This window comes from Dietzia sp. UCD-THP (assembly GCF_000349585.1).
GTDB lineage: Bacteria > Actinomycetota > Actinomycetes > Mycobacteriales > Mycobacteriaceae > Dietzia > Dietzia natronolimnaea_A.
The window spans coordinates 15,327-41,191 of record NZ_KB714650.1 but is presented as its reverse complement, the minus strand read 5'-3'; the positions used below and the strand labels follow the sequence as shown (position 1 = coordinate 41,191).

The window sequence follows — 25,865 nt, the reverse complement described above, 5'->3', positions numbered from 1 at the left end:
CACTGGGGCCATGTCTGCCGATTTCGATTCGCCCCTGTTGGACGCCGCCCGTCGGCGAGTGCTGATCAGCGACGGGGCGATGGGCACGATGCTGCAGGCCGTGGACCTCGACGTCGATGTGGACTTCCTCGGGCTGGAGGGATGCAACGAGATCCTCAACGCCACCCGACCTGACGTCGTGGCGGACATCCACCGCGCGTTCTTCGAGGCCGGCGCGGACCTGGTCGAGACCAACACCTTCGGGTGCAACCTGTCCAACCTCGGGGATTACGACATCGTCGACCGCATCGGCGAGTTGGCCGAGAAGGGTGCGGCGATCGCCCGGGGCGTCGCCGACGAGATGGGTCCTTCCGAGGACGGGACCCCGCGGATGGTGCTCGGTTCCCTCGGGCCCGGGACCAAGTTGCCCTCGCTCGGGCAGAGCACGTTCGAGGAGATGCGGGATGCCTACACCCGCGCGGCGGAGGGTCTGGCGCGGGGCGGGGCGGACGCGTTCCTGGTGGAGACCAGCCAGGACCTGCTCCAGGTCAAGGCAGCCGTGCTCGGGTGCCAGGACGGGATGGCGGCCGCGGGGCGCCGGCTGCCGATCATCACGCACGTGACCATCGAGACAACCGGGACCATGCTCCTGGGGTCCGACATCGGCGCCGCGCTGACCGCTCTCGAGCCGCTCGGGATCGACATGATCGGCCTCAACTGCGCCACCGGGCCCGCCGAGATGATCGAGCACCTGCGTTACCTCACCCAGCACGCCGGTGTCCCCGTCTCGGTCATGCCCAACGCCGGCCTCCCCGAACTGGGTGAGCACGGCGCCGTCTACCCGCTCGGCGCCGACGCGTTCGGCCCCCAAGTGGCCGACTTCGTCTCCGAGTTCGGACTGTCGATGGTCGGTGGCTGCTGCGGCACCACCCCCGAGCACATCACCCGACTCCGCGAGGAGGTGCTCTCGCGGTCGAAGGCCCAGCGGCGGGTCGAGCCGGTCAACGCCGTCGCCTCCCTCTACACCTCGACCCCCCTGCGGGCCGACGCCGGCATCCTCATGATCGGCGAACGCACCAACGCCAACGGGTCGAAGCGGTTCCGCGAGGCGATGCTCGCGGCCGACTGGGACACCTGCATGGACATAGCCAAGGAGCAGATGCGCGACGGGGCGCAGATGATCGACCTGTGCGTGGACTACGTGGGCAGGGACGGGTCGGGGGACATGGCCGAGCTGGCCGGGCGCCTGGCGACCTCCTCGACGCTGCCGATCATGCTCGACTCGACCGAGCCCGACGTCATCCGGACCGGCCTGGAGCACCTCGGCGGACGGTGCACGGTCAACTCGGTCAACTACGAGGACGGGGCCGGCCCGGACTCACGCTTCCAGAAGATCATGGAGTTGGTCTCGCGCCACGGCGCCGCGGTGGTCGGGTTGGCCATCGATGAGGAGGGCCAGGCACGCACCGCCGACCGGAAGGTGGCGATCGCGGAGCGGATCATCGCCGACCTCACGGAGAACTGGGGGATCGCGGAGGACGACATCATCATCGACTGCCTCACCTTCCCCATCTCCACGGGACAGGAGGAGGTCAGGCGGGACGGCATCGAGACCATCGAGGCGATCCGCAGGCTCACCGAGTCGCATCCGAACATCCACACCACCCTGGGCCTGTCCAATATCTCGTTCGGCCTCAACCCCGCCGCCCGGCAGGTGCTCAACTCCGTGTTCCTGCACGAGTGCATCCAGGTGGGACTGGACAGCGCCATCGCGCACAGCTCCAAGATCCTGCCCATGAGCAAGATCGACGAGCGCCAGCGTGAGGTCGCGCTCGACCTCGTCTACGACCGCCGTAAGGAGGGGTACGACCCCCTCCAGGTCTTCATGGAGTTGTTCGACGGTGTGTCGACCGCGAGCACGAAGGATGCCAGGGCGGCAGAGCTCGCCGCGATGCCGCTCATGGATCGACTCTCCGCGCGGATCGTCGACGGGGAACGCAAGGGCCTCGAGGCCGATCTCGACGCGGCTATGGAGGAGATCCCCCCGCTCGAGATCATCAACACCCACCTGCTCAGTGGCATGAAGACGGTCGGCGAGCTGTTCGGCTCCGGCCAGATGCAGCTGCCGTTCGTCCTGCAGTCCGCCGAGACCATGAAAACCGCGGTCGCCCATCTCGAACCCCACATGGAGGCCAGCGACGAGGACGGCAAGGGTCGGATCGTCCTGGCGACGGTCAAGGGCGACGTCCACGACATCGGCAAGAACCTCGTGGACATCATCCTGTCCAACAACGGGTACGACGTGGTGAACATCGGAATCAAGCAGCCGATCGCCGACATCATCTCGGCGGCCCGGGAGCACAAGGCCGACGTGATCGGCATGTCCGGGCTCCTGGTCAAGTCGACCGTGGTGATGAAGGACAACCTGGCCGAACTCAACTCGGAGGGCATCGCCGGCGACTTCCCCGTTCTCCTGGGTGGTGCGGCCCTCACGCGTGCCTACGTCGAGGTGGACCTCGCCGGGATGTACGAGGGTGAGGTGTTCTACGCCCGGGACGCGTTCGAGGGACTGCGCCTCATGGACGAGGTGATGACGGCCAAGCGGACCGGTGTCCCCATGGCCGAGTCCTCGGACGCGTCGGCCAAGGCCGCGGAGCGGCGGGAGCGCCGCGCACGAAGCGAGCGGATCGCCGCCAAGAGGGCCGCCGAGGCCGAGCCCGTGGTGGTCCCGGAGCGTTCGGACGTCGCGGCGGACCAGCCCATCGCCACCCCGCCCTTCTGGGGGACGCGGATCGCCAAGGGGATCCCGGTGGCCGACTACGTCGGGCACCTCGACGAGCGCGCCCTGTTCTTCGGACAGTGGGGACTCCGCGGCACCCGCAGCGGGGACGGCCCCGACTACGACGAGTTGGTCGCCACCGAGGGACGACCGCGGATGCGCGCGTGGATCGACCGGCTCACGACCGAGAGGATCCTGGCCCACTCCGCCGTGGTCTACGGGTACTTCCCGGCCTACTCGGAGGGCGAGGACATCTGCGTCCTCGCCGAGCCACGCCCGGACGCCGAGGTGCTCCACCGGATCTCCTTCCCCCGCCAACAGCGGGGCCGGTTCCTCAGCATCCCGGACTTCCTGGCCTCCAAGGAGCGCTGTGAGGCCGAGGGGACCGTCGACGTGCTGCCCTTCCAGCTCGTCACCATGGGCACCCCGATCGCGGACTTCGCCAACGAGCTGTTCGCGGCCGACAACTACCGCGACTACCTCGAGGTCCACGGCCTGTCGGTCCAACTCACCGAGGCCCTGGCCGAGTTCTGGCACCGGCGAGTACGTGACGAACTGCGCCTGCCCGAGGGCGCCGTCTCCGACGAGGACCCCGACACCATCCACGACTACTTCGACCTCAAGTACCGGGGAGCCCGCTACAGCTTCGGCTACGGAGCGTGCCCGGACCTGGAGTCCCGCAAGGTCGTGGTGGACCTGCTCGAGCCGGAGCGCATCGGTGTCGAACTCTCGGAAGAACTGCAGCTCCACCCCGAACAGTCGACGGACGCGTTCGTGCTCTATCACCCGGAGGCCAAGTACTTCAACGTGTGACCCGAGCACCCAGGGCAGCCTCTCCTGGCTGGTAGCGGCCGTCCTTCCGGGTGATGATAAGTGCATGGACACCGGCCGGGACGGGGCGCTGCGTACGTTCGCCGCCTCTCGACAGGGCGCCCTTGCCCTATCCACCGTCCTGGCGATCACGGTCCATCTGCTCACCCGCGCGGTGGCCGATCCCGACGGCTCCGACACGACGGAGTGGGTGATCCGCGCTCCGCTGGTCGCCGTGGTGGTGATCGGTGGGGTCCCCCTCATCATCGGGGTCATCCGCTCGGCGGTGAAGAGTGCCGGGGGAGCGGACATGCTCGCCGCGGTGTCGATCGTCACCGCGGTCCTGCTCTCCGAGTGGCTGGTGGCCGCGATCATCGTCCTCATGCTGTCCGGGGGAGAGGCGCTCGAGGCCGCGGCGTCCCGGAGGGCATCGGCGACTCTCGACGCTCTCGCCCGACGCAGCCCGACGATCGCGCACCGCCTCCGCGGGGACACGGCGTCCGAGGGCATCGACGACCTCCATGCCGACGATGTGCTGGTCAACGACCTCCTGCTGGTCCTTCCCCACGAACTGTGCCCTGTCGACGGCGAGGTGGCGGAGGGCAGAGGCGCGATGGACGAGTCGTACCTCACCGGCGAGCCGTACGTCGTCCCCAAGACACCCGGGGCCCAGGTGCTCTCCGGCGCCATCAACGGCGAGTCACCACTGACCGTCCGCGCCGAGCGGGTCGCGGCGGATTCCCGCTATGCGCAGATCGTCGGCGTGCTTCGGGAGGCGGAGGAGAACCGGCCCCCGATGCGTCGCCTCGCCGATCGCCTCGGCGCCTGGTACACGCTCATCGCGCTGGCGCTGGGCATCCTCGGTTGGGCGTTCTCCGGAGATCCGACCCGTTTCCTCGCGGTGGTCGTGGTCGCGACCCCGTGCCCGCTCCTCATCGGCGTCCCCGTCGCGATCATCGGTGCCATCTCGCTGGCCGCCAAGCGGGGCATCATCATCCGGAACCCGGCGATGCTCGAGGACGTCGGACGCGTCGAGACGATGATGTTCGACAAGACCGGCACGCTGACCTACGGGCGTCCGGTCCTCACGGAGATCATCGCGAGGCCCGGGATCGATCCCGACGAGGTGCTCGCCGCGGCGGCGGCGGTCGAGGCATACTCCCGCCACCCGCTCGCCAGAGCCGTCATCGACGCAGCGGCCGAACGGAACCTCGGCACCCCGCCCACCACCTCCGTCGCGGAGAAGCCCGGCGCCGGACTGGCCGGCGAGGTGGGTGGACGCGTGGTCCGCCTGACCAACCGTCGCGGGCTCGCCGACGTCGATCCGGGCGCGTCCAGCCTGCTCCCGGGGTCCGAGACGGGAATGGAGGCGGTCGTCCTCATCGAGGACCGGTACGCCGCGGTCCTCCGATTCCGTGACGAACCACGGGCGACCGCGGCTGACTTCATCGCGCATCTCCCGCGCGCACACGGAGTCACACGGATGATGATCATCTCCGGTGACCGTGAGGCCGAGGTCCGCCGGTTGGCCGACCGGGTGGGTATCACCGAGGTCTACGGCGGGGTCAGTCCCGAGGGGAAACTCGCGATCGTCCGCGAGCGCACGGCGGCGGGTCCCACCCTGTACCTCGGCGACGGGATCAACGACGCCCCCGCGATGACGGCCGCCTCGGCCGGGGTCGCCTTCGGCTCCACGTCCGACGTGACCGCCGAGGCCGCCGACGCCGTGGTGCTGGACTCGTCCCTGGAGCGACTCGACGAACTCCTCCATATCGGGGCGCGTATGCGTCGGATCGCCCTGCAGTCGGCGTTGGGTGGAATTGCCGCCTCCGTGATCGGGATGCTTCTCGCGGTCTTCGGCCTGCTCAGCCCTCTCGCCGGAGCGATCGCGCAGGAGGTCATCGACGTCCTCGCAATCCTCAACTCGGCACGCGTGGTGATCGCGCCGCACAAGCTCAGCGACTTCGACGCGCCGCCGACCGAACCACCGGAGGCATGGCCCGCCCGGCGGCGGTGACGCGGCTAACGCCCTGCCCGCCCGCACCGATAACCCGGTAGGACCTGTGCCCCGGGGGGATCCGCCGAGAGCCGTAGTCGTCGAGGAGTCGTCGAGGAGACAGTCATGAGCACTATCCGTCGATCAGTTGCGCTCACCTGCGCGGCGACCCTGCTCGCCGGGGGAATGGCCGTGACCGGATCCCCTGTCGCGTCAGCGCAGATGTGGCGCGAGTCGCCCGCCTGGGATGTCCGCATGCCGTACCCGCTGGGCGGCGAGCACACCATTCGTTTCGGCGCCTTCACCACCTGCAAGCTGGGTGGCGACGAGCGCTTCCACCAGGCTCTGAGCGCGAACGCCAGGGACCTCGACCAGCCCGTCGGCTCTCTCGACTTCTCGGCCACCCTGTTCCCGTTCAACTCCGCGACGGTGGAGTGGCACAACATCGATACCGATGCGAGGGGCGTGCACACGGTCCAGTCGACCGGACCCGAAGTCGGTGTCGGCGGCGTGTTCACCGAGCACGGGCGGCTGGCGGTCACCATCACCACCAGCAAGTCCGCCTTACCGACCTTCGCCCCCGGGTCCGTCGCACCGCTCGCCTCCGCCACCCACACCGAGCGCTTCCTCGTCCCGGCGGGGACGTGCCGCTGAACCGCGATCGGCGGGGTGGCAAACGGGACCGGTCACGGTACCCCCGGTCTCCCCATGTCGGGTAGACAGTAGGCCGTGACCAGCATCTCGTACGACCGTGTCCCCGCCGCCGTGTGTCTCGACATGGACGGCACACTCGTCGACACCGAGCGACTGTGGGACATCGCCGTCTACGAACTCGCCGAGTACCTGGGCCGGCCCCTCGACGAGGCGACCCGCGAGCGGACCCTGGGGAACTCGCTCCCGGGGTTCTTCGCGATCCTGGGTGAGTACACCGGGCGGATCATCGAGGGGGCAGAGTTCGATCGACTGGCCCGCAGGCTCAACTCGCGGGTCACCGAGCTCATGCGGTCCGACATGCGGTGGCGGCCGGGCGCCGAGGAGCTGCTGGACGACCTCGCCTCGACGAACGCTCCGGTCGCCCTGGTGACCAACACGACCGCGGATGTCGCCACGGTGCCGCTGGAGTTCATCGACCGTTCGCGATTCGATGTGGTGGTGACGGGGTGCATGGTGGCCGACCCCAAACCGGCCCCCGACCCCTATCTGCTGGCCTGCTCGCGGCTCGGGGTCGAGGCGACGGCCGCCGTGGCCGTCGAGGACTCGGTGACCGGGGCCACCGCCGCGGTCGCCGCGGGGTGCCGGGTCCTCTATGTTCCGTCCACCGACGGACAGCCGGACGTGGCCGGGGCACACACCCACCCGAGCCTGGCCGGCGTGACCGCGTCCGGTCTCACCGCCCTCACCTCGGGAACGCCCGTGGGCGTGGCTGTGGGAGAATCGGGCGCGTGAAGACCTTCGACTCCCTGTTCGCCGAGCTGTCCGAGCGCATCGCCGCGCGTCCCGAGGACTCCGGCACCGTCGCCGCCTTCGACAAGGGCGTGCACCATCTGGGCAAGAAGGTCAACGAAGAGGCGGGCGAGGTGTGGATCGCCGCCGAGTACCAGTCGGACGAGGAACTGGCCGAGGAGATCTCGCAGCTCCTCTACTGGACCCAGGTCATGATGCTCAAGCGCGGACTCGGTCTCGAGGACGTCTACCGGCATCTCTAGCCGCCACCGCCGTCACCCCGCCCGCACCGAATCCTGGAGCCACCACCATGCTGCGTGTCGCAGTGCCCAACAAGGGCGCCCTGTCCGAGTCCGCCTCCGAGATGCTCTCCGAGGCGGGGTACCGCCGACGTACCGAGGGCAGCAAGGATCTCACGCTGATCGACCGTGAGAACGATGTCGAGTTCTTCTTCCTTCGACCCAAGGACATCGCCGTCTACGTGGGTTCCGGCCGCCTCGAGCTGGGCATCACCGGCAGGGACCTGAGCATGGACTCGATGGCGGAGGTGGACGAGCTCCTCGACCTGGGGTTCGGACACTCCACCTTCCGGTACGCCGGCCCGGCGGGCAGTGGGTGGACCACGGACCGCCTGGCAGGGGCCCGCATCGCGACGTCGTACCCCAACATCGTCCGACAGGACCTCGAGAGGCGGGGAATCGAGGCCGAGGTCATCCGGCTCGACGGCGCTGTGGAGATCTCCATCCAGCTCGGGGTGGCCGACTGCATCGCCGACGTGGTGGGCTCCGGTCGCACTCTCAAGGTGCACGGTCTGGAGGCGTTCGGGGACATCCTGTGCGACTCCATGGGGGTGCTGATCTCGCGTGCCGGCGAGGCGATCACTCCCGCGATGGCCCAGCTGAGGGCGCGTCTCCAGGGCGTGGTCTTCGCCCAGCAGTACATGATGCTGGACTACGACTGCCCCAGGGAACTCCTCGACTCGGTCTCCGCGATCACCCCCGGCATCGAGTCACCCACCGTCTCCCCGATGGCCGATCCGGCGTGGGTGGCGGTCCGGTCGATGGTCCCGCGCAAGAAGGTCAACTCGATCATGGACGAGCTCGTCGCCGCCGGCGCCAAGGCGGTCATCGCCACGGACATCCGGTCCTGCCGCATGGGGTGAGCCCGCCAGTTCTGCCCGCCCGTGCGGCTCGCTCAGTTTCGATCAGTCCCGCTCAGACCCGTTCCACCAGAAGGGCCTGAAGCGTGTGCCCGATGGCGCCCGCCTCGTCGTAGAGGGTCCCGGACGTGGCACCGACGCCGTCGGGGCCGATCGACGCGTCCGCGGTGACCCCGATCCATTCGCCGACGGGCCGCCGGTGGAGGTGGGTGACCAGGTCGGTGTTGAGGAACCGCCACTCGTCGGGTTCCAGAACGGCCCCGACGCCGTTCGCGATGTCGGCAACCGACATGACCCGTTCCGCCGGCGTCATCTCCTCCCCGGAGACCAGGGGGAGGGTGGGACGGGCCCAGACGACCCCGTCCTGCGCACCGCGGATCTCCAGCGAGTCGATGTAGCCACTGGTCCACCGGTCGAAGAAGCCGCTGTCGTGATCCACCTCCGGGAGCTCGCGCGGGCGGTCGGCCGACTGCTCGACCTCGGCGGTGTCGCCGACGGCCATCCGCCAGGCGCTCGCTCTGGCGACGATCCGGCCCCCCGCCTCGAGTTCCGCCTCGAGCAGTTGGATCCGGCGACCGGGCCGGACGATGCGGGCCCGGGTGCGGACCTCGCCCAGCGGCACGGGCCCGAGCAGGTCCACGGTGACGCGCGCGATCCTGGTCGACTCCGCCCGTTCGAGACGATCCATCGCGCGGGTGAGCACGGCCGAGGGCGGGGATCCGTGCTGCAGGTCCGGACCCCAGGCGCTCACCGTGTGCGGGGTCGCCCGGAAGACCTCCCAGCCGTCATCAGTGCCCAACGGCTCGAAGTAGGCCTCCGTCATGATGTGCTCCTCGGTCCGGCGTGCCCCGCTGCGGGGTTCGTGACCTCGAGAGGTATCACGCGACGCCCCGGCCACCCCGGGTACTGCGGCGGGGTACCCCCGAACGCCGGACACAACGACTGGTGGTTGCACCAGTCGCACAACCGGGAGGTACGTGGGGGGAAGATCCCGGTCTCACCCGCCCGCTCGATCTCCGCCCACAGCGAGTCGAGCTGGGACTCCGTCTCGGTGAGAGTCGCGAGATCGGGGGTCAGAGTGAGCCAGCTGCCGTTCCTGAGGTAGATCAACTTGAGCTGCGCGGGCACCACACCGTGGGTGCGCTGGTACATCAGGGCGTAGAACCGCATCTGGAACATCGCCTGGTCTTGATAGCGCGGACGGGGCGGTTTGCCCGTCTTGTAGTCGACCACCCGGACCTCGCCGGTCGGCGCCACGTCCACCCTGTCCAGGTAACCGTGGAGCGGGGTACCGGAGGCGGTGGAGGTGACGAGATACTGCTCACACGCCGCGGGGGAGAAGCGCCGGGGATCCTCGATCCCGTAGAGCGCGGACACCAGGGCGGCGACCTCCGACTGAAACTCCGCCCTGCCGCTGAGCGGCACCACCTCGGAGCCCCCGCCCTCGTAGAAGAGTCCCACCGCAGTGGGGACGAGCTCCGCGGCGCGCTCCGGGGCGCGCTCGGACTGCTCCAGTGCGTACAGGTCCTCGAGCACCGAGTGCACGACTGTGCCCAGCACCTGGGCGCGGGTCTTCGGTTCCGGGATCCTGTCGATCGCCTTGAGCCGGTAGAGCAGGGGGCACTGCCTGAAGTCCGCGGCGCGCGACGCCGACAACGCCAGGGGCGTGCGCACCGGCGGGGGCGCGCTCTCAGGAGCGGCAGGGGAGGCCGGGGTACCGCTGCTGCCGATTTCCAGGGGATCCGTCACACCTGGCAGGGTAGACAACCGGTCGGACAACCGGCCGTCGTCCCCTGGAGGTCCACCGTGCAGCGATCCGGCCCGTTCGTCGTCGGCGACCGCGTCCAGCTCACCGACACCAAGGGGCGCAAGTACACCGTCGTCCTGGTCGAGGGAGCCGAGTTCTTCACCCACCACGGCGCCGTTCGCCACGACGATCTGATCGGAACCCCCGAGGGGTCGATCGTCAGGTCGTCCGGGGACGCCGACTACCTCGCGTTGCGGCCGCTTCTCACCGACTACGTCCTGTCGATGCCGCGCGGGGCCCAGGTGATCTACCCCAAGGACGCCGCACAGATCGTCCACGAGGGCGACGTGTTCCCCGGCGCACGTGTGCTCGAGGCCGGCGCGGGTTCCGGTGCCCTGACCTGTTCACTGCTGCGTGCGGTGGGCCCCGGGGGCCGGGTCCTGTCGTACGAGATCCGCGAGGACCACGCCGAGCACGCCGAACGCAACGTCCGGACCTTCTACGGTGAGCACCCCGAGAACTGGGACCTACGCGTCGCCGATCTCGCGGAGACCTCCGTGGAGGCACTAGGCGGACAGGTCGACCGCGTGGTGTTGGACATGCTCGCCCCCTGGGACTGCCTGCCCACGGTGCGCGAGGTCCTGGTCCCCGGGGGGGTGCTCGTGGTCTACGTGGCCACCACCACCCAGATGTCCGACGTCGTGGAGGCCCTGCGTCGCCAGGAGTGCTGGACGGAGCCGCGGGCGTGGGAGTCGATCAACCGCGGCTGGCACGTCGTGGGCCTGGCGGTCCGACCCGAGCACCGCATCCAGGGCCACACCGCGTTCCTGGTCACCGCCCGTCGCCTCGCCGAGGGCGTGACAACCCTCAAGCCCAGGCGCCGGGCCGGCAAGCACTGACCCCCGGAACCGGCGCGCACACCGGCCCGCCCCGCACCCGCCCCACACCCGGCCGCTCACCCCGGCGATAGGGTGGGGGCGACGACAACGAGGATGTCGTCCGCGAGTCGGAGGGCGGGTGATCGAGGTGACCGAGGGACGTTCCCCGGGCGAGCGGGGCGGCGACAGCGTGACGCTTGACCGGGCCGAGCTCGCGCGATTGCGCAACGCCGTCGACGAGGGTGCGCGCACGGACCGGGAGAAGTCGGTCAAGATCGACGCCCTCGGCGCCCGCAACGTCCGACTCGCCGAACTCCTCAAGGAGTCCCGCGACGAGCTACAGGTCCTCAAAGGCGAGGTCGAGCGGCTCGGCACGCCCCCCAGTACGTACGGGATCGTGCTGCAGGACCCCGTGGACGCCGATACCGCGGAGGTCATGGCGGCCGGTCGGCGGATGCGTCTGACCCTGGCGCCCGGGATCGACCCCTCCGTCCTCGCGGCGGGCGTCACCGTCCGCCTGAACGAAGCGATGACCGTCATCGAGGCCTGCACCGGCCTCCCCGTCACCGGCGTCACCGCGGTCTTCCGGGATGTGCTGGCCGACGGGGCGCGGGCCCGCGTGGTGATGGGCAACGACGAGGAGCACGTCGTCCATCTGGCGACCGGCCTGCGCGGCGGGCGGACCGCCGATCACCCGGCTCCGGTGCGCCCGGGCGACGCGGTCCTGGTGGACCCCAAGGCCGGCGTGGCGTTCGAGGTCGTGCCCAAGGCCGAGGTCGACGAGCTCCTGCTCGAGGAGATCCCGATGGTCGAGTACTCCGACATCGGCGGTCTCGGCCCCCAGATCGAGCAGATCCGTGACGCCATCGAACTGCCCTTCATCCATCACGACCTGTACCGCGAGTTCCATCTCTCCCCGCCCAAGGGCGTCCTCCTCTACGGCCCTCCCGGGTGCGGAAAGACCCTGATCGCCAAGGCGGTCGCGCACTCGCTGGCGCTGGCCTCCGCGAAGTCGCGCGGACAGGACGTCACCGACGGCCGGTACCCCAACTCGTACTTCCTCTCCATCAAGGGCCCGGAACTGCTCAACAAGTACGTGGGAGAGACCGAGCGACACATCCGGTCGATCTTCGAGCGGGCGCGGGAGAAGGCGACCGAGGGCAACCCGGTCATCGTGTTCTTCGACGAGATGGACTCGATCTTCCGCACCCGCGGGTCGGGCATCTCCTCGGACATGGAGACCACGATCGTCCCGCAGCTCCTCGCCGAGATCGACGGCGTGGAGGACCTGCGCAACGTCATCGTGATCGGTGCCTCCAACCGGGAGGACATGATCGACCCGGCGATCCTGCGACCGGGGCGTCTCGATCTCAAGATCCGCATCGACCGGCCGGACGCCGACGCCGCGGCCGACATCCTGGCCAAGTACATCACCCCCGACCTTCGTTTCGACCCGGACGAGGTCGGTTCCGCAGGCGGCGAGGATCACGTCCGGGTCCTCATCACCCGGATCGTCGACCGTCTCTACACGAGGGACGAGTCCACGACCTACGTGCATCTGGTCCACGCGTCCGGCCGCCGGTCGTCCCTCCACCTCGCGGATCTGACCTCCGGGGCGATGCTGCGCAACATCGTGGACCGGGCCAAGAAGCTCGCGATCAAGGACATCGTGCACGGCACGGGGCAGGGTCTGACGACGGACGACTTCCTCGACGCCGTCGACGCGGAGTTTGCGGAGAACACCGATCTGCCCAACACCTCCAACCCGCAGGAATGGGCGCGTCTCGCGGGAGTCCGCGGAGAACGCGTGGTCGAGGTCATCGTGCCGCACAGGGAGGACGAGCGGTGACCCCGGCTGAGCGCAGCGCGTCCGACGAGGTCGCGAGAGGCCGGGTGATCGGGACCGAGATCGAGTTCGGGATCGTCGCCGTTGGTCAGCCGCTGCTCAGCTCGGTGGTCACCTCGACCCAGGTGGTCAAGGCCTACACCGACCCGGGCGGGGCAGCCGAGGTCGCCGGGACCGCCGATGGGACCCGCTGGGACTACGGGTCCGAATCGCCCCTCCGGGACGCCCGCGGGTTCGATCTTGGCTCCGCCCGAGCCTACGACCCGAGCGAGTTCGGGGTGACCAACCGGGTGCTCACCAACGGCGCGCGCTTCTACGTCGACCACGCGCACCCCGAGTACTCCTCGCCCGAGGTCGATTCCCCGATCGACGCGGTGATCTGGGACAAGGCGGGGGAGCGGATCATGCACCGGGCCGGTCGTGAGTCGTCCGCCGTCGAGGGCAACGCCGAGCTCAAGCTCTACAAGAACAACGTCGACGGTAAGGGCGCGTCCTACGGCGCACACGAGAACTACCTCGTGCGCCGCGAGGTCGACTTCGACGACCTGACGATGAGCCTGGCGCCGCACCTGCTCTCCCGGCAGGTGTACTGCGGCGCCGGTCGCGTCGGTATCGGTCAGTCCGCGGAGGAGGCCGGGTTCCAGATCTCCCAACGCGCGGACTACATCGAGGTTCTCACGGGTCTCGAGACCACTCTGCGCCGCGGGATCATCAACACCCGCGACGAACCGCACGCCCCGGACGAGACGTGGCGCCGTCTCCACGTGATCCTCGGCGACGCGAACATGGCCGAGCTCGCGACGTACCTGAAGATCGGCACCACCGGCCTGGTCCTGGACACGATCGAGGCGGGGATCGATCTGTCCGACCTGGTCCCGGTCGACCCGGTCGAGGCGGTACACACCATCAGCCACGACCCGTCCCTCACCGCCACCGTCGCACTGCCCGACGGCCGCGCGCTCACGGGGATCGGCCTCCAGCGCGAAATCCTCGGCCGTGTGTCGGACCTGGTCGGGGACGGCAGGGGGCGCCCGGGGTGGGCCGTCGAGGTCCTGGCCGAGTGGCGGGAGATCCTCGACGCACTCGAGCGGGACCCGATGTCGTGCGCCGACCGGCTGGACTGGCCGGCCAAACTCCGCCTCCTGGAGGGGTTCAGGGCACGCGACAACCTGGAATGGGACCACGCGCGACTCGCCCTCATCGACGTCCAGTACCACGACATCGACCCGGAGCGCGGACTCTACAACCGTCTCGTGAGCAAGGGCGCCATGCGCAGACTGGTCACCGAGGCCCGGGTAGAAGCTGCGGTCACGACCCCTCCCGAGTCCACGCGGGCCTGGGCCAGAGGTCGCTTCCTGGCCGAGCTAGGCGACCGCGTCCACGCGGCGGGGTGGGATCACGTCGTCGTCGTCGACTCCCGCGGCGACCACCGTCACGTCGACCTGGCCGACCCGTACACGGGGACCCGGGCCCACTGCGACGCCCACCCGGAGTTCCTCAGCCCCGACGGCCCACCGGTCCACTGAGCACCCCGTTCACACCGCCCACACCGCCCACACCGACACAGGAGCAGCCCACACCATGTCCCAGATCCAGAAGAGCGCCGGCGGCGCAGGCGAGTCGGACGACGAGGCCGGGCAGGTCGCCAAGACCGCCCAGACCTCGTCCGCCGACTCACTGCTCGACGAGATCGACGACATCCTCGAGACCAACGCCGAGGAGTTCGTGAAATCCTACGTCCAGAAGGGCGGGCAGTAGACCGCCATGATCCGCCGCATCGTCGGGATCGAGACGGAGTTCGGGATCACCAGCGTCGGTGGCGAGGGTGCACGCTCGCTCGGGCCCGACGAGATCGCCCGCTACTTCTTCCGTCCCGTCGTCGAACGCTGGCGCAGTTCGAACGTGTTCCTCGAGAACGGATCCCGCCTCTATCTGGATGTGGGTTCCCATCCCGAGTACGCGACCGCGGAGTGCGACGGTCTGGAGCAGATCGTCGCCCACGACAGGGCGGGGGAGCGGATCATCGACGACCTCGCCGTCCACGCCGAACAGTCGCTCGCGGCCGAGGGGATCGACGCCAAGGTCTACCTGTACAAGAACAACACCGATACCGCGGGCAACTCCTACGGCTCACACGAGAACTACCTCCTCGACCGTTCGACCCAGGTCCGGAGCCTGGCCACGACGCTGCTGCCGTTCCTGGTGAGCCGACAGTTGATCTGCGGCGCCGGCAAGATCCTGCCCGGGACCCCGGCGGGCGTGGGCGCCGCCGAGGACGGGGAGACGACCTTCTGCTTCTCCCAGCGGGCCGAGCACATGTGGGACGGTGTCTCGTCGGCCACCACGCGATCGCGCCCGCTCATTAACACCCGTGACGAGCCGCACGCGGACTCGACCCGGTTCAGACGGATGCACGTCATCGTGGGCGATTCCAACATGATCGAGACCACGACCCTGCTCAAGGTGGCCAGCACCCGATTGGTGTTGGAGATGCTCGAGGCCGGCGCCCCGTTGCGGGCGATGGCGATCGCCCACCCCGTCCGCGCGATCAGGGAGATCAGCCGCGACCTCACCGGGACCCGGCCGGTCGCTCTCACCGACGGCACCACGATGACCGCCCTGGAGATCCAGCGGGAGTTCCTGGCCGCGGTCCACCGCCACCTCGGGCGTGGCGGGTGGGAGCGCGACGACCGCCCCGTCGTGGAGAGGTGCGTGACCCTGTGGGAGCGGGTCCTCGACGCGGTCGAGTCCGGCGATCACGATGCGATCGCCGGTGACATCGACTGGGCCGCGAAGCTGCGGCTGATCCGACAGGTCCAGGGCAGGACGGGGGTCGAACTGGATCACCCACGGTTGGCCCAGATCGACCTGACCTACCACGACATCCGGCCGGGGCGCGGGCTGCACTCCGTGCTCGAACGCCGTGGTCTGGTCTCGCGGGTGGTGAGCGACCCGGAGATCGAACGGGCTCGGCAGAACGCCCCGGAGACCACCCGGGCGGCGCTGCGTGGCCGGTTCATCTCCGCCGCCACCGCGGCCCGGCGGGACTACACCGTGGACTGGGTGCATCTCAAGGTCGCCGACGGCACCCTGCCCACCGTCGCGCTCACCGACCCGTTCGCCGCCGAGGACCCGCGTGTCGACGGCCTGATCGCCGCGCTCGGGCGATAGCGTCCTGCCCGTGTCCACCTCCAAGTCGCAACGGCTGGTCAACCTCGTCATCTGTCTGAGGTCGACCAACGCCTACCTGTCCGCGGGGGAGATCCGCAGGATGGTCCAGGGCTACGACGACTGCGAGAACGAGGCCGCCTACCTGAGGATGTTCGAGCGGGACAAGAGGGAACTCCGCGAGGTGGGCGTCCCCCTCGAACAGGGAGCCTCACTGGCGCCGGGGTCCCCGGCCGGGTACCGGATCCCCGCCGGTGGCTACGAGCTCCCCGAGATCACCCTCACCCCCGAACAGGCCGGAGTGCTGGCCGTGGCCTCCGAGGTGTGGCGCGAGGGGGAGCGGGCCGCCCGGGCCGACGGGGCGCTGGCCAAGCTCACCGCCGCGGGGATCGACCCGGTGCACGACGCCGGAGCGACCGTGTCGGTGGAGGACCCGGCCGAACTCGCGGTCGCCGCGGTCGTCGCGGAGGCGGTCGCGGAGGGCCGACACCTCACGTTCTCGCACACCCCTGCCGGGGCGACCGAGCCGAGCGCCCGGAGGATCGAACCGTGGTGGACCGGTTCCCGGCAGGGCAACTGGTACGTGGTCGGTCACGATCTCGATCGTGGCGAACCCCGCACGTTCCGCCTGGTGAGGGTCTCGGACGTCCGGGTGGGCCAGGCCGGCCGGACCGTCCCGGTTCCGCGCACCGCCGAGGTGCTGGCGCTCGTCGACGACGCCATCTCCCGCCTGAACCCGGTGGTCGAGGCCACCGTGTGGGCTGCGGACGGCCACGCCGCCGAACTCCGTGCGATGGCCCGCGACGCCGCATCCGCGCACCGGTTCGGGCGTGCGGGCGCGGACCTGGAGGTGCGTGCCCCGCTCGGTGAGCTGTCGTCGATGGTGGCGTCCCAGGGCGCCGACGCCGTGGCCCTCCGGCCCTCCGAACTCCGCGTCCGCGTCCTGACCATCCTCTCCGCCGCGCAGGAGGCCGACCGATGACCTCCCGTGCCGTCCCACTGGCGACGCTGCTCAGCGTGGTCCCGTACTTCCACACCCGGGGCGCGGTGCACGTGGACGAGGCCGCGCGGAATCTCGGAATGACGGAGAAACAACTGCGGGACGCGCTCTGGCAACTGTGGTCCTGCGGGTTACCCGGGTACGGGCCGGGCGACCTCATCGACCTCGCCTTCTCCTCGGAGGACCTGGACGACGCCGAACTGGTCGAGGTGACGTTCACCGCCGGCATCGATCGTCCCGTCCGGCTCACCGCGGCCGAGGCCGTCACCCTGGAGACCGGCCTCGCGATCTTCCTCGATCATCCCGAGGTGGTCGACCAGACCGCCCTGCGTGATCTCCTGCGGACCCTCCGGGCCGCAGCCGGGGTCGAGGCCCGGGCGGAGGAGCCCTCCCGCCCCGACACCCCACCGGACGCCGATGTGGTCCGCACCGCCCTCCACGACGGACGCGCCCTGCGATTCGTCTACCACTCGGCCAGCTCGGACACCTCGACCACCCGAGTGGTCGATCCCGCTCGGCTCTCGGTGTCCGACGGACACTCCTACGTCCACGGGGTCGATCGCGGGACAGGGCAGTGGAGGACCTTCCGCACCGACCGGATGAGCGGGGTCGAAGAGGTCGGCCCGCGCCGGGCGCTCGGTCCGGAACCCCAGGACGGCGGGGCAGGCGTCCTCCTGGAACGGGCCGTCGTCCCCGCCGCGGCCGCGTGGTTCCTCGACGAGTTCGGGTTCCACGACGTGGTCCGGCGCCCCGACGGCGATCTCGACGTCTCGATCGCCTATCACGACCGGACGTGGCTGGTCAGGTTCCTGCTCGGACACGCCGACGTCGTGACGCCGTCCGACCCCGGACTGGCCGCGGAGATCGCCGACCGGGCCACCGCCGGGCTCGCGCTCTACGGGGCCCGCGACGACTCGGTGTCCTCGCCGTGAAATCCGCGTGAACCCGCTGGTCACCGCGTTCGGCGGGGGGGACCGCGCCACCGGCTGTCGTCGTGGGTGCGTTAGCATGGGCGTGTTGTCACACAAACGGAGGTTGACATGGGTGCGTTGAGCATCTGGCACTGGCTCATCGTCCTCGCGGTGGTGCTGCTCCTCTTCGGCTCCAAGAAGCTCCCCGACGCCGCTCGCGGCCTCGGCCGGTCGATGCGGATCTTCAAATCGGAGATCAAGGAGATGCAGAACGACGACAAGCCTGCCGAGCCGGAAGCGCTCACCCAGGCGGGTCAGCCGAACGCCGCGCAGTACGTCCAGCCGCAGGCGCATCCCGCTCAGGCTCAGCATCAGGCCCAGGGCTACCCGCAGGCCCCGCAGCAGCCTTACCAGCAGCAGGGCCAGTCCCAACAGACGGGGCAGCAGTACCAGCAGCAGTACCAGCAGCCGTCGCAGGCGGGGCAGCAGCAACAGCAGCAGTACCCACAGACTCCGCAGGCGGGGCAGCAGCACCGGCCGCAGCACCAGCAACCGCCGCAGCAGTTCGACCCCACCGGTCCGTACGACGGCGGAACCGGCACCGAGCGGTAGCAGGTCTACTCACAGATGACGCAGACAGGACCCCAGAAGACCGGCGCCACCCCCGGGGGCGGCGCCGGTCGGTTGTTGTCCAGGCGCAAGCGCCGGCCCCGGAACCCCGACGGCACGATGCCGCTCATCGAGCACATCTACGAGCTGCGCAAGCGACTGCTCATCGCCCTCGCGGCGATCGTGGTGACGCTGGGCTTCGGGTTCTGGTGGTACGGCAGCGGCTTCTTCGGCGTCCCCTCGCTGGGCGAGATCCTCACCGGCCCCTACTGCGACATCCCACCCGGCGCACGCCTACAACTGGGCGACTCGGACGACCAGTGTCGGCTCCTCGCGACCGGCCCCTTCGAGCAGTTCATGCTCCGTCTCAAGGTGGCCGCCACCGCCGGGATCGTGCTGGCCAGCCCGGTCTGGCTGTACCAGTTGTGGGCCTTCATCACGCCGGGTCTGCACAAGAACGAGAAGCGCTACGGAATCGCGTTCACCGTACTCGCCGCCATCCTGTTCATCGGCGGGGCGGTCCTGGCCTACGTCGTCATCGTCTTCGCCCTCGAGTTCCTGCTCTCCATCGGCGACAACGTCCAGACCACGGCCCTGTCGGGCACGCAGTACTTCTCCTTCCTCATCCAGCTGATCCTCATCTTCGGGGTGAGCTTCGAGATCCCGCTGCTCATCGCGATGCTCAACGTCGCCGGTGTGCTCAGGTACGAGGTGCTCGCCAGGTCGCGGCGCGGGATCATCATGGGAATCTTCGTCTTCGCCGCGGTCGCCTCGCCCGGTCAGGATCCGTTCTCGATGCTGGCGCTCGCCGCGGCGGTGTGCGTGTTGGTGGAAATGTCCATCCAGTTCGCCCGCATCCACGACAAGCGCAAGAGCAGGGCCCGCGAGGAATGGCTCGACGTCGACGACGAGTCCGCCTCACCGCTGGGTCCGTCCGAGCGCCTCGACGGTTCCGGGGAGGTGCGTTCCACCGGCCCGCTCGCCGCGCCCGAGCCGGTCAGCGGTGCACGGCCCCTCCAGGCACCGGCGGGTGGGGCGATGTATGACGACACGCTCTGAGCCGCACGACGCGGGCACCCTGCTCGAGTCGTTCCTCCAGACGGAGGGTTTCGATCCGGACCCGTTCCAGCTCGAGGCGTTCTCCGCGCTCGACGCCGGCCGCAATCTCCTCGTCTCGGCGCCCACCGGGTCGGGCAAGACGCTCATCGGGGAGTACGCGGCCCACCGGTCCCTGTCCGGCGGCGGCCGGTGCTTCTACACCACACCGGTCAAGGCACTGAGCAACCAGAAGTTCCGTCAGTTCCGCCACCGTTTCGGGCCCGAGAACGTGGGGTTGCTCACCGGGGATCACTCCATCGACGCCGACGCCCCGGTGGTCGTGATGACCACCGAGGTCCTGCGGAACATGATCTACGCCGGGTCCTCCGCCCTGCACGACCTGGACTGCGTGGTGATGGACGAGATCCACTACCTGGGGGACCGGTCGCGAGGCGTGGTCTGGGAGGAGATCATCCTGACCCTCGATCCGGCGGTCCGGCTCGTGGGCCTGTCGGCGACGTTGAGCAACACCGAGGAGCTCGGGGACTGGATCACCGAGATCCGGGGCGACACCGCCGTGGTCCTCTCCGACGTGAGGCCCGTTCCCCTCGCGCACATGCTCTACACGGACGGGGACCTGGTCCCCATCCGTGCGGCCGCCGATCACCGACGACGCAGCCGCGGCGGGTATCACGACGAACGGGTGGCGGCGCGGCCCCGGGCGCAGTGGGCGCGGCGCCAGGACGTCATCGAGAAGCTCGACGACGACCATCTCCTGCCGGCGATCTACTTCGTGTTCTCGCGGGCCGGGTGCGACGGGGCGGTGTCTCAGATGCGCCGGGCCCGGTTGCGACTGACCACAGGGGAGGAGTCGCGACGGATCGCCGCGCACGTCGACGCGGCCTGTGCGCAGGTTCCCCGACACGACCTGGACGCCCTCGACTTCACCGCCTTCAGGGCCGGGCTGATCAGTGGCATCGCCGCCCACCACGCGGGCATGCTCCCGCTGTTCCGGACCGTCGTGGAGGAGCTTTTCTCGGCCGGTCTGATCAAGGTGGTGTTCGCCACGGAGACCCTCGCCCTGGGTATCCACATGCCGGCCCGCGCGGTCGTCCTGGAGAAGACCACCAAGTTCAACGGCGACACCCACGCGATGCTCACCTCCGCCGAGTACTCCCAGATCACCGGCCGCGCCGGCAGGAGAGGGATCGACACCAAGGGCACCGCGGTCGTGTTGGACCAGCAGGATCTCGACCTGGACGCGCTGTCCGCCCTCGTGGACACCCCCCGATTCCCCCTGCTCAGTGCGTTCACCCCCGACTACTCCATGGCCGTCAACCTCGTGGAACAGCTCGGTGTGGCGGAGGCGACCTCCCTCATCGGCAGGTCGTTCGCCCAATTCCAGACCGACCGCACGCTGGTGTCCCGGTCACGGGCGGTCGAACGACGGACTAACGAGCGGGACCGGATCCGTGCGGACCTGGAGGAGGCCGGCGGCGACTCCCAGCTCGACGAGTACATGTCGCTGCGCGCGGACCTGAGCCGGCTCGAGAAATCATCCGAGAAGGCCACCCGCGACGACCGGCTGGACTCCGTGCGCGCGGCGATGCTCAAACAGACCGCGGGTTCCGTGATCACCGTCGGACGCAAGCGGTTCGGCATGGTCGCCACGGTGCTCCAGGTGCGCACCGACATCCCCTCCGACCCGGCCCTGTTGTGTCTGACCGACTCCGGCTGGACCGGGTGGCTGCGCCAGCAGGACTTCGCGGCGCCCCCCGTGCCGGTGGGGAGGGTCGACCTGCCCCGGGGTCGCCGGAAACTCGACGGGCGGGCCAAACGGGCACTGGTCCAGCGGATGGAGGGGCTGCGGGGTAAGGCCAGAGGCCGGATGAAGAACGCCGGGGGCAAGTCCGTCCGGAAGGACCCACGACTCGCGGCCACGCGACGCGCCCTGCGCCAGCACCCCCTGCACGAGGATCCCCGGATCGACAGGCTGGCCCGTCTCCACGAACGTTGGGCACGAGCCGCAGCGGACGTGGACACGCTCACCGCGGAGGTGGAGGCGGATGCCGACTCCCTGGCCCGCCGGTTCCGCAGGATCGTCGACCTGCTCGACCACCTCGGCTACCTGGAGAAGCACGAGGGGGATGTCCGTGCCACGGACGCCGGTCATCTTCTGGCGGGGATCCACACCGAGCAGGACCTGTTCGTGGCGGAGTGTCTCCGGCGCGGTGTGTGGTCGGGGCTCGACCCGGCGGGGCTGGCCGCGGTGATCACAGGCGTCGTGGCCCACCCCCGGAGCGACTCGGCGGTCCGCGAACCCTCCGACGAACTGCTGCGCGCGGCCCTCGCCGAGACCGACCGCGTCGCCGCGGACGTCACGGCGGCCGAGAAGTCCCACCAGTTGCCGCCGACCCCCGATCTCGATGCCGGACTCGCCCCGGTCCTGCACCACTGGGTGTCGGGCGGTGCGCTCTCGTCGATCCTCGCCGCGTCCTGGCAGGAGGGCGTGGAACTCACCGCCGGGGACTTCGTGCGATCGGCTCGTCTCGTCGTGGACGTGCTGGCCCAGGTCGGACAGGTCGCCGAGCCCGACCTGGCGCGCACAGCGCGATCGGCCGTGGGGTCACTGCGCCGCGGGGTCGTCCTCGACCACATGGCCTGATCAGGCCGGATCGAGCACTGAGGCGGCCTTCTCCAGACGTCCGATCGCCCGGGTCTGCCCCGTCGCCTCGCCCAGGAGATCCAACTTCTCGCGGTCCACGCGCCCTCGCCGACCGTCGACATCCCCCTCGAACTCCGGCTCGATGCCCCGCGTCCGGAGCCGGACCACCCCGCGGGCGGCGGCCAGATAGTCGGCGGCCTCGAGGACCGCCGTGCGCTGCCGCGCGGCGAGGCCCGACCCCTCGTCCTCGGCGGCCGCCACGATGCCGTCGAGGTCTGCGTACTCCCGCAGGAGGGAGGCCGCGGTCTTGGTGCCGATACCCGCCACCCCCGGCAGGCCGTCGGAGGCGTCACCGACCAGTACCGCGTAGTCCGCGTACACCCGCGCATCGTCGCCGGCGGGCAGATCGAATCGCTCCGCGACGACCTCCGGGGTGTACGCGAGACGCTTCCTCATACCGGCGCCCACGTACACGACCGTGGTGGTCGCGGATGCCAGCTGGAACAGATCGCGGTCTCCCGTCACCACCAGCACCTCGCGGTCACGCGCAGCGAGCTCCGCCAGGACGTCGTCGGCCTCGGCGTCGGCCGCGGACGCCTGCGTGATGCCCGCCGCGGTGAGGATCTCTCGTATCGCACCGACCTGGGGGTGGAGCGAGGCGGGCGCGTCCTCACCGCCGTCATCCCCGACCCTGTGGGCTTTGTACGACGGCAGCAGGTCGACGCGCCAGTCGGGGCGCCACTCACGGTCGAGGGCTGCCACCAGGCCTGTCGGCGAGTACTGCTCGAGCAGCACCGACACCATGTCGCAGAACCCGCGCACCGCGTTGGCCGGTGCGCCGTCCGGCCCGGTGATCTTCTCCGGCACCGAGTGGAACGCGCGGAACCACAGGCCGGCACTGTCGAGAACCATGAGCGGGCCCTGGGACACCACGCCTCCTCGGGTCGGGATCGGGCCGGGTGTCGGCCCTGCGCCAGGATAGTCCCCCGTGCTCCGTCGTCAGCGGCTCACGCCCATCGCCACGACCGGGCGGCGGCGAACCGGGAGACCCTAGGGTGGGGGGATGAGCACCGACCCCTCGGACCTCCACGCCCGACGACTCGCGGCCGTGCGTGACCGCGCGCGGGAGATCGGCATCGACCACGTGGTGGTGTACTCCGGCGAGGACATGGCCTACCTCACCGGTGAGCGTATGGACTCACACGAGCGGCTCACGGCGATGGTCGTCCCCGTCGGCGACGGGGTGCCCCTCCTCGTCGTCCCGGCCCTCGAGCTCACCCACGCCCTCCGCGTGGCGGCCGACCGGGTGGGCGCGGAGCTGCACCCCTGGGCTGACGGAACGGATGCCGTCCCGCTCGTGGCCGGCACGGTGTCCGGCCGCGTCGCCGTATCCACCGCGATGCCCGCCCTCCACCTCGTGCCGCTCCAGCTGGGCGTCGACGGCGAGGTGGTCCTCGCCTCAGAGGTGATCGACCACGTGCGGGCCGTCAAGACCCCTTCGGAGGTCGAGCAGCTCGCCGAGGCCGCACGTCGCATCGATGCGGTCCACGCCCGGATGGGTGAGTTCCTCGTCGTCGGTCGCACCGAAGCACAGGTGGGTGAGCTGATCACCGCGGCCATCGAGCAGGAGGGCCTCGCGCACGCCGAGTTCGTGATCGTCGGGTCGGGCCCCAACGGCGCCGACCCTCACCACGGCGTCTCCGAGCGGGTGATCGAGCGGGGGGACGTCGTCGTCGTGGACATCGGGGGACCACTCCCGAGCGGGTACCACTCGGACTGCACCCGCACCTACTCGATGGGCGCACCGGCCGCCGGCGTCGCCGAGACCCACGCCGTACTGGAGGAGGCGCAGAGCCTGGCCCGCAACGCCGTACGACCGGGGATCGCGATCGGTGAGGTCGACGCCGCGGCGCGCGACCACCTCGCGGCCGCCGGACTCGGGGAGCTCTTCGTCCACCGGACCGGACACGGCATCGGCATGGGCCTGCACGAGCCGCCGTTCGTCGCCCCCGGCGCCGACACCGTCCTGGTGGAGGGGATGACTTTCTCAGTCGAGCCCGGGATCTACCAGGCCGGCCGGTGGGGTGCCCGCCTCGAGGACATCGTCGCCGTCACCGCGGACGGCCGACGCGACCTGAACACCGGGGACAGGGGACTGCGAGTCCTCTAGCCTCGGCGACCTCTGCAATCAGCGGCCTCTGCAGTCAACGACCTCCGGCGTCGTCGTGCACCACGGACCGAAGCGCAACGGCCCGAGGTGCAGCGCCCGGTGCTCCCGCCGCACGTCGGCCTTCCCGCATCCGCTCCCGCGCCTGGCGTCTCGCTCGCGCGGCTGCATTCGCCAGCCACAGCCGCCCGCCGGGATGGCGTCCGGCCTGCGCATCGGCTCAGGCGAGACGCCATGGCAGCGGGCGGCTGTAACCGCGCACGCGAACCCGGAGGAGTCGTCTGGTCTCGTCCAGCAGACCGCGCACCCGGCCGCGCCCCCGGCCGTGCATCGAACCGCGGTGTCAGGCGTCGGCGAACATCTGCTTGGAGCCCAGGACGCGGTCCACCTCGATCGCCACCACGACCCGCTCGGGATTGGGCTTCGGCTCCCGGTAGCGCATCCCGTACCGGCGCTCCCCCTCGCGCACGGCGGCCTCGTCGGTGAGCAACGTCGCCCGGCCCTCGAACGTCAACCAGCGGCCGCGGTCCACGTGGCAGACCGCCGCCCGCCCACCTCGTGCGGCATTGCGGGCCTTCTGCGACCCCCTCCGGGTGATCACGCGGGCCAGACCCGACCCGGTGTCGATGGTGAAGCCCACCGCGACCACGTGCGGTGAACCGTCACTGCGGAGGGTGGTGAGCGTACCGAGGTGGTACTCGGCGAGGAACTCGTGAGCTTCGGGGGAGAGGTCTGCCAGGGTGCGGGACATAGCGGCGAGCCTGCCACAGTGAGCCGGAGCGGACGGCGGCGACGGGTGGCGGCGACGGACGGCGGCGCCGGGCGTGCGACCGAACCTGGGCCGTGCGTGGGACCCGGGTGTCACCGGGCGTGGGACAATGCCCTCATGTCCAGCCCCGCATCCCCCGCACCCCGGCGCGCACCGGGCGGCGAGGTCGTCGTGATCTTCGGTGGCCGGAGCGAGATCGGTCTGGCGATCGCCCGGCGTCTCGCGGACGGACGCACGGTCGTCCTCGCCACACGACCCGGCCGCGACGTCTCCTCCCTGGCGGCACCTCTCACAGCCGCCGGAGCCTCGGCGGTCGAGATCATCGACTTCGACGCCGACGACCTCGGTTCCCACGCGAGGGTGGTGGAGGACGTCGAGTCCCGGATCGGTGAGATCTCGGTCGCGGTCCTGGCGTTCGGGATCCTCGGCGACCAGGAGGTGGCCGAGAAGGACGCGGCGGCAGCGGCCCGGATCCTGCACACCGACTTCGTGGCCCAGGCCGCCCTGCTCACCGTGCTGGCGGAGCGGATGAAGCCCCGGAAGCGCGGTGTGTTGGTGGCGTTCTCCTCCGTCGCCGGTCAACGGGTTCGGCGCGCGAACTACGTGTACGGGTCCGCCAAGGCGGGTCTCGACGGTTTCGCCTCGGGGATGGCGGACGCACTCCATGGCACGGGCGTCACTCTGGTGATCCCCCGCCCGGGATTCGTGATCGGCCGGATGACCGAGGGCATGGACCCCGCGCCGTTCTCCTCCACGCCCGACCAGGTGGCCGATGCGGTGGTCGACCGGGTGCGGGCCCGACGGGCCGGGGTGGTGTGGATCCCGTGGCAGCTGCGGGTGATGTTCGTCGTGGCCCGGTTCGTCCCGCAGCCGATCTGGCGACGGATGCCCCGGTGAGGCC

Annotated in this window: 22 protein-coding genes; 18 read left to right on the top strand and 4 right to left on the bottom strand. The window is 70.1% G+C overall.

The genetic code is table 11. From position 1 onward, the window contains the following. Window positions 1-10: 10 nt before the first annotated feature. From metH to hisG, 6 genes are all read left to right on the top strand, one after another. Window positions 11-3,571: a methionine synthase gene (gene metH, locus H483_RS28705; RefSeq protein WP_017836752.1), complete on the top strand. Its 3,561-nt coding sequence runs from the start codon at window positions 11-13 to the stop codon at window positions 3,569-3,571. 64 nt (window positions 3,572-3,635) lie between these two features. Further along, complete coding sequence (locus H483_RS28700; protein WP_017836751.1) at window positions 3,636-5,585, top strand: heavy metal translocating P-type ATPase; 1,950 nt, start codon at window positions 3,636-3,638, stop codon at window positions 5,583-5,585. Between the two features lie 105 nt (window positions 5,586-5,690). Further along, window positions 5,691-6,218 (top strand): hypothetical protein, encoded by a 528-nt coding sequence (locus tag H483_RS28695; RefSeq protein ID WP_017836750.1) that lies wholly within the window; start codon window positions 5,691-5,693, stop codon window positions 6,216-6,218. A 75-nt stretch (window positions 6,219-6,293) separates the two neighbouring features. After that, on the top strand, window positions 6,294-7,010 hold the full coding sequence (locus H483_RS28690) for an HAD family phosphatase (protein WP_017836749.1): 717 nt from the start codon (window positions 6,294-6,296) through the stop codon (window positions 7,008-7,010). Next, complete coding sequence (locus H483_RS28685; protein WP_017836748.1) at window positions 7,007-7,270, top strand: phosphoribosyl-ATP diphosphatase; 264 nt, start codon at window positions 7,007-7,009, stop codon at window positions 7,268-7,270. Before H483_RS28690 ends, H483_RS28685 begins: the two co-directional genes overlap by 4 nt. 47 nt (window positions 7,271-7,317) lie before the next feature. After that, window positions 7,318-8,169, top strand: a complete 852-nt coding sequence (hisG, locus tag H483_RS28680; RefSeq protein WP_017836747.1) for an ATP phosphoribosyltransferase — start codon at window positions 7,318-7,320, stop codon at window positions 8,167-8,169. 52 nt (window positions 8,170-8,221) lie between these two features. Here the strand turns inward: hisG and H483_RS28675 are convergent, their stop codons facing one another. Together H483_RS28675 and H483_RS28670 are read right to left on the bottom strand one after the other, a co-directional pair. Further along, entirely contained in the window at window positions 8,222-8,989 is a 768-nt protein-coding gene (locus tag H483_RS28675) for a thioesterase family protein (RefSeq protein WP_017836746.1), read from the bottom strand. Then, window positions 8,986-9,915, bottom strand: coding sequence for a RecB family exonuclease (locus H483_RS28670; protein ID WP_152427948.1), 930 nt, complete (start codon window positions 9,913-9,915; stop codon window positions 8,986-8,988). The genes H483_RS28675 and H483_RS28670 overlap by 4 nt, the downstream gene beginning before the upstream one ends. A 57-nt stretch (window positions 9,916-9,972) precedes the next feature. Between H483_RS28670 and H483_RS28665 the strand changes: the two genes are divergently transcribed. The 10 genes from H483_RS28665 to H483_RS28620 all read left to right on the top strand — a co-directional run bounded on the left by H483_RS28665 (window position 9,973) and on the right by H483_RS28620 (window position 22,028). After that, a complete protein-coding gene (locus tag H483_RS28665) occupies window positions 9,973-10,812 on the top strand; it encodes a tRNA (adenine-N1)-methyltransferase (RefSeq protein ID WP_017836744.1) in 840 nt (279 codons plus the stop codon). A 127-nt stretch (window positions 10,813-10,939) separates the two neighbouring features. Next, a complete protein-coding gene (gene arc, locus H483_RS28660) occupies window positions 10,940-12,640 on the top strand; it encodes a proteasome ATPase (RefSeq protein WP_031264854.1) in 1,701 nt (566 codons plus the stop codon). After that, window positions 12,637-14,163 (top strand): depupylase/deamidase Dop, encoded by a 1,527-nt coding sequence (gene dop, locus H483_RS28655; protein ID WP_017836743.1) that lies wholly within the window; start codon window positions 12,637-12,639, stop codon window positions 14,161-14,163. The genes arc and dop overlap by 4 nt, the downstream gene beginning before the upstream one ends. Window positions 14,164-14,218: 55 nt before the next feature. Then, window positions 14,219-14,395 carry a ubiquitin-like protein Pup gene (locus H483_RS28650; protein WP_017836742.1) on the top strand — a complete coding sequence of 59 codons (177 nt, stop codon included), beginning with the start codon at window positions 14,219-14,221 and terminating at the stop codon, window positions 14,393-14,395. A gap of 6 nt (window positions 14,396-14,401) precedes the next feature. After that, the gene (gene pafA / locus H483_RS28645; protein WP_017836741.1) at window positions 14,402-15,808 is read left to right on the top strand and encodes a Pup--protein ligase; all 1,407 of its coding nucleotides are present in this window, start codon (window positions 14,402-14,404) and stop codon (window positions 15,806-15,808) included. Between the two features lie 10 nt (window positions 15,809-15,818). Next, window positions 15,819-16,787, top strand: a complete 969-nt coding sequence (locus tag H483_RS28640) for a YafY family protein (RefSeq protein ID WP_017836740.1) — start codon at window positions 15,819-15,821, stop codon at window positions 16,785-16,787. Then, entirely contained in the window at window positions 16,784-17,737 is a 954-nt protein-coding gene (locus tag H483_RS28635) for a YafY family protein (RefSeq protein ID WP_017836739.1), read from the top strand. The genes H483_RS28640 and H483_RS28635 overlap by 4 nt, the downstream gene beginning before the upstream one ends. Before the next feature lie 108 nt (window positions 17,738-17,845). After that, the gene (tatA, locus tag H483_RS28630) at window positions 17,846-18,328 is read left to right on the top strand and encodes a Sec-independent protein translocase subunit TatA (protein WP_017836738.1); all 483 of its coding nucleotides are present in this window, start codon (window positions 17,846-17,848) and stop codon (window positions 18,326-18,328) included. Between the two features lie 117 nt (window positions 18,329-18,445). Next, complete coding sequence (tatC, locus tag H483_RS28625) at window positions 18,446-19,384, top strand: twin-arginine translocase subunit TatC (RefSeq protein ID WP_042329840.1); 939 nt, start codon at window positions 18,446-18,448, stop codon at window positions 19,382-19,384. After that, the gene (locus H483_RS28620; RefSeq protein ID WP_017836736.1) at window positions 19,368-22,028 is read left to right on the top strand and encodes an RNA helicase; all 2,661 of its coding nucleotides are present in this window, start codon (window positions 19,368-19,370) and stop codon (window positions 22,026-22,028) included. Before tatC ends, H483_RS28620 begins: the two co-directional genes overlap by 17 nt. On the opposite strand, the gene H483_RS28615 is transcribed toward H483_RS28620, so the two are convergent. Then, a complete protein-coding gene (locus tag H483_RS28615) occupies window positions 22,029-22,958 on the bottom strand; it encodes a 5'-3' exonuclease H3TH domain-containing protein (protein ID WP_017836735.1) in 930 nt (309 codons plus the stop codon). Between the two features lie 133 nt (window positions 22,959-23,091). On the opposite strand from H483_RS28615, the gene H483_RS28610 reads away from it, so the two are divergent. Then, a complete protein-coding gene (locus H483_RS28610; RefSeq protein WP_017836734.1) occupies window positions 23,092-24,198 on the top strand; it encodes a Xaa-Pro peptidase family protein in 1,107 nt (368 codons plus the stop codon). 340 nt (window positions 24,199-24,538) lie between these two features. On the opposite strand, the gene H483_RS28605 is transcribed toward H483_RS28610, so the two are convergent. Next, window positions 24,539-24,946 (bottom strand): pyridoxamine 5'-phosphate oxidase family protein, encoded by a 408-nt coding sequence (locus tag H483_RS28605; RefSeq protein WP_017836733.1) that lies wholly within the window; start codon window positions 24,944-24,946, stop codon window positions 24,539-24,541. Between the two features lie 135 nt (window positions 24,947-25,081). Between H483_RS28605 and H483_RS28600 the strand changes: the two genes are divergently transcribed. Next, window positions 25,082-25,861, top strand: coding sequence for an SDR family NAD(P)-dependent oxidoreductase (locus H483_RS28600; protein ID WP_017836732.1), 780 nt, complete (start codon window positions 25,082-25,084; stop codon window positions 25,859-25,861). The last annotated feature ends 4 nt before the right edge of the window (window positions 25,862-25,865 follow it).

Bases quoted from the DNA above. Each gene is read 5' to 3' on its own strand.
- H483_RS28650 (WP_017836742.1), top strand. From the start codon at position 14,219: ATGTCCCAGATCCAGAAGAGCGCCGGCGGCGCAGGCGAGTCGGACGAC.
- H483_RS28635 (WP_017836739.1), top strand. From the start codon at position 16,784: ATGACCTCCCGTGCCGTCCCACTGGCGACGCTGCTCAGCGTGGTCCCG.
- H483_RS28675 (WP_017836746.1), bottom strand. From the start codon at position 8,989: ATGACGGAGGCCTACTTCGAGCCGTTGGGCACTGATGACGGCTGGGAG.
- H483_RS28700 (WP_017836751.1), top strand. From the start codon at position 3,636: ATGGACACCGGCCGGGACGGGGCGCTGCGTACGTTCGCCGCCTCTCGA.
- tatC (WP_042329840.1), top strand. From the start codon at position 18,446: ATGCCGCTCATCGAGCACATCTACGAGCTGCGCAAGCGACTGCTCATC.
- H483_RS28610 (WP_017836734.1), top strand. From the start codon at position 23,092: ATGAGCACCGACCCCTCGGACCTCCACGCCCGACGACTCGCGGCCGTG.
- H483_RS28695 (WP_017836750.1), top strand. From the start codon at position 5,691: ATGAGCACTATCCGTCGATCAGTTGCGCTCACCTGCGCGGCGACCCTG.
- metH (WP_017836752.1), top strand. From the start codon at position 11: ATGTCTGCCGATTTCGATTCGCCCCTGTTGGACGCCGCCCGTCGGCGA.
- tatA (WP_017836738.1), top strand. From the start codon at position 17,846: ATGGGTGCGTTGAGCATCTGGCACTGGCTCATCGTCCTCGCGGTGGTG.
- H483_RS28600 (WP_017836732.1), top strand. From the start codon at position 25,082: ATGTCCAGCCCCGCATCCCCCGCACCCCGGCGCGCACCGGGCGGCGAG.
- pafA (WP_017836741.1), top strand. From the start codon at position 14,402: ATGATCCGCCGCATCGTCGGGATCGAGACGGAGTTCGGGATCACCAGC.
- H483_RS28620 (WP_017836736.1), top strand. From the start codon at position 19,368: ATGACGACACGCTCTGAGCCGCACGACGCGGGCACCCTGCTCGAGTCG.
- H483_RS28605 (WP_017836733.1), bottom strand. From the start codon at position 24,946: ATGTCCCGCACCCTGGCAGACCTCTCCCCCGAAGCTCACGAGTTCCTC.
- hisG (WP_017836747.1), top strand. From the start codon at position 7,318: ATGCTGCGTGTCGCAGTGCCCAACAAGGGCGCCCTGTCCGAGTCCGCC.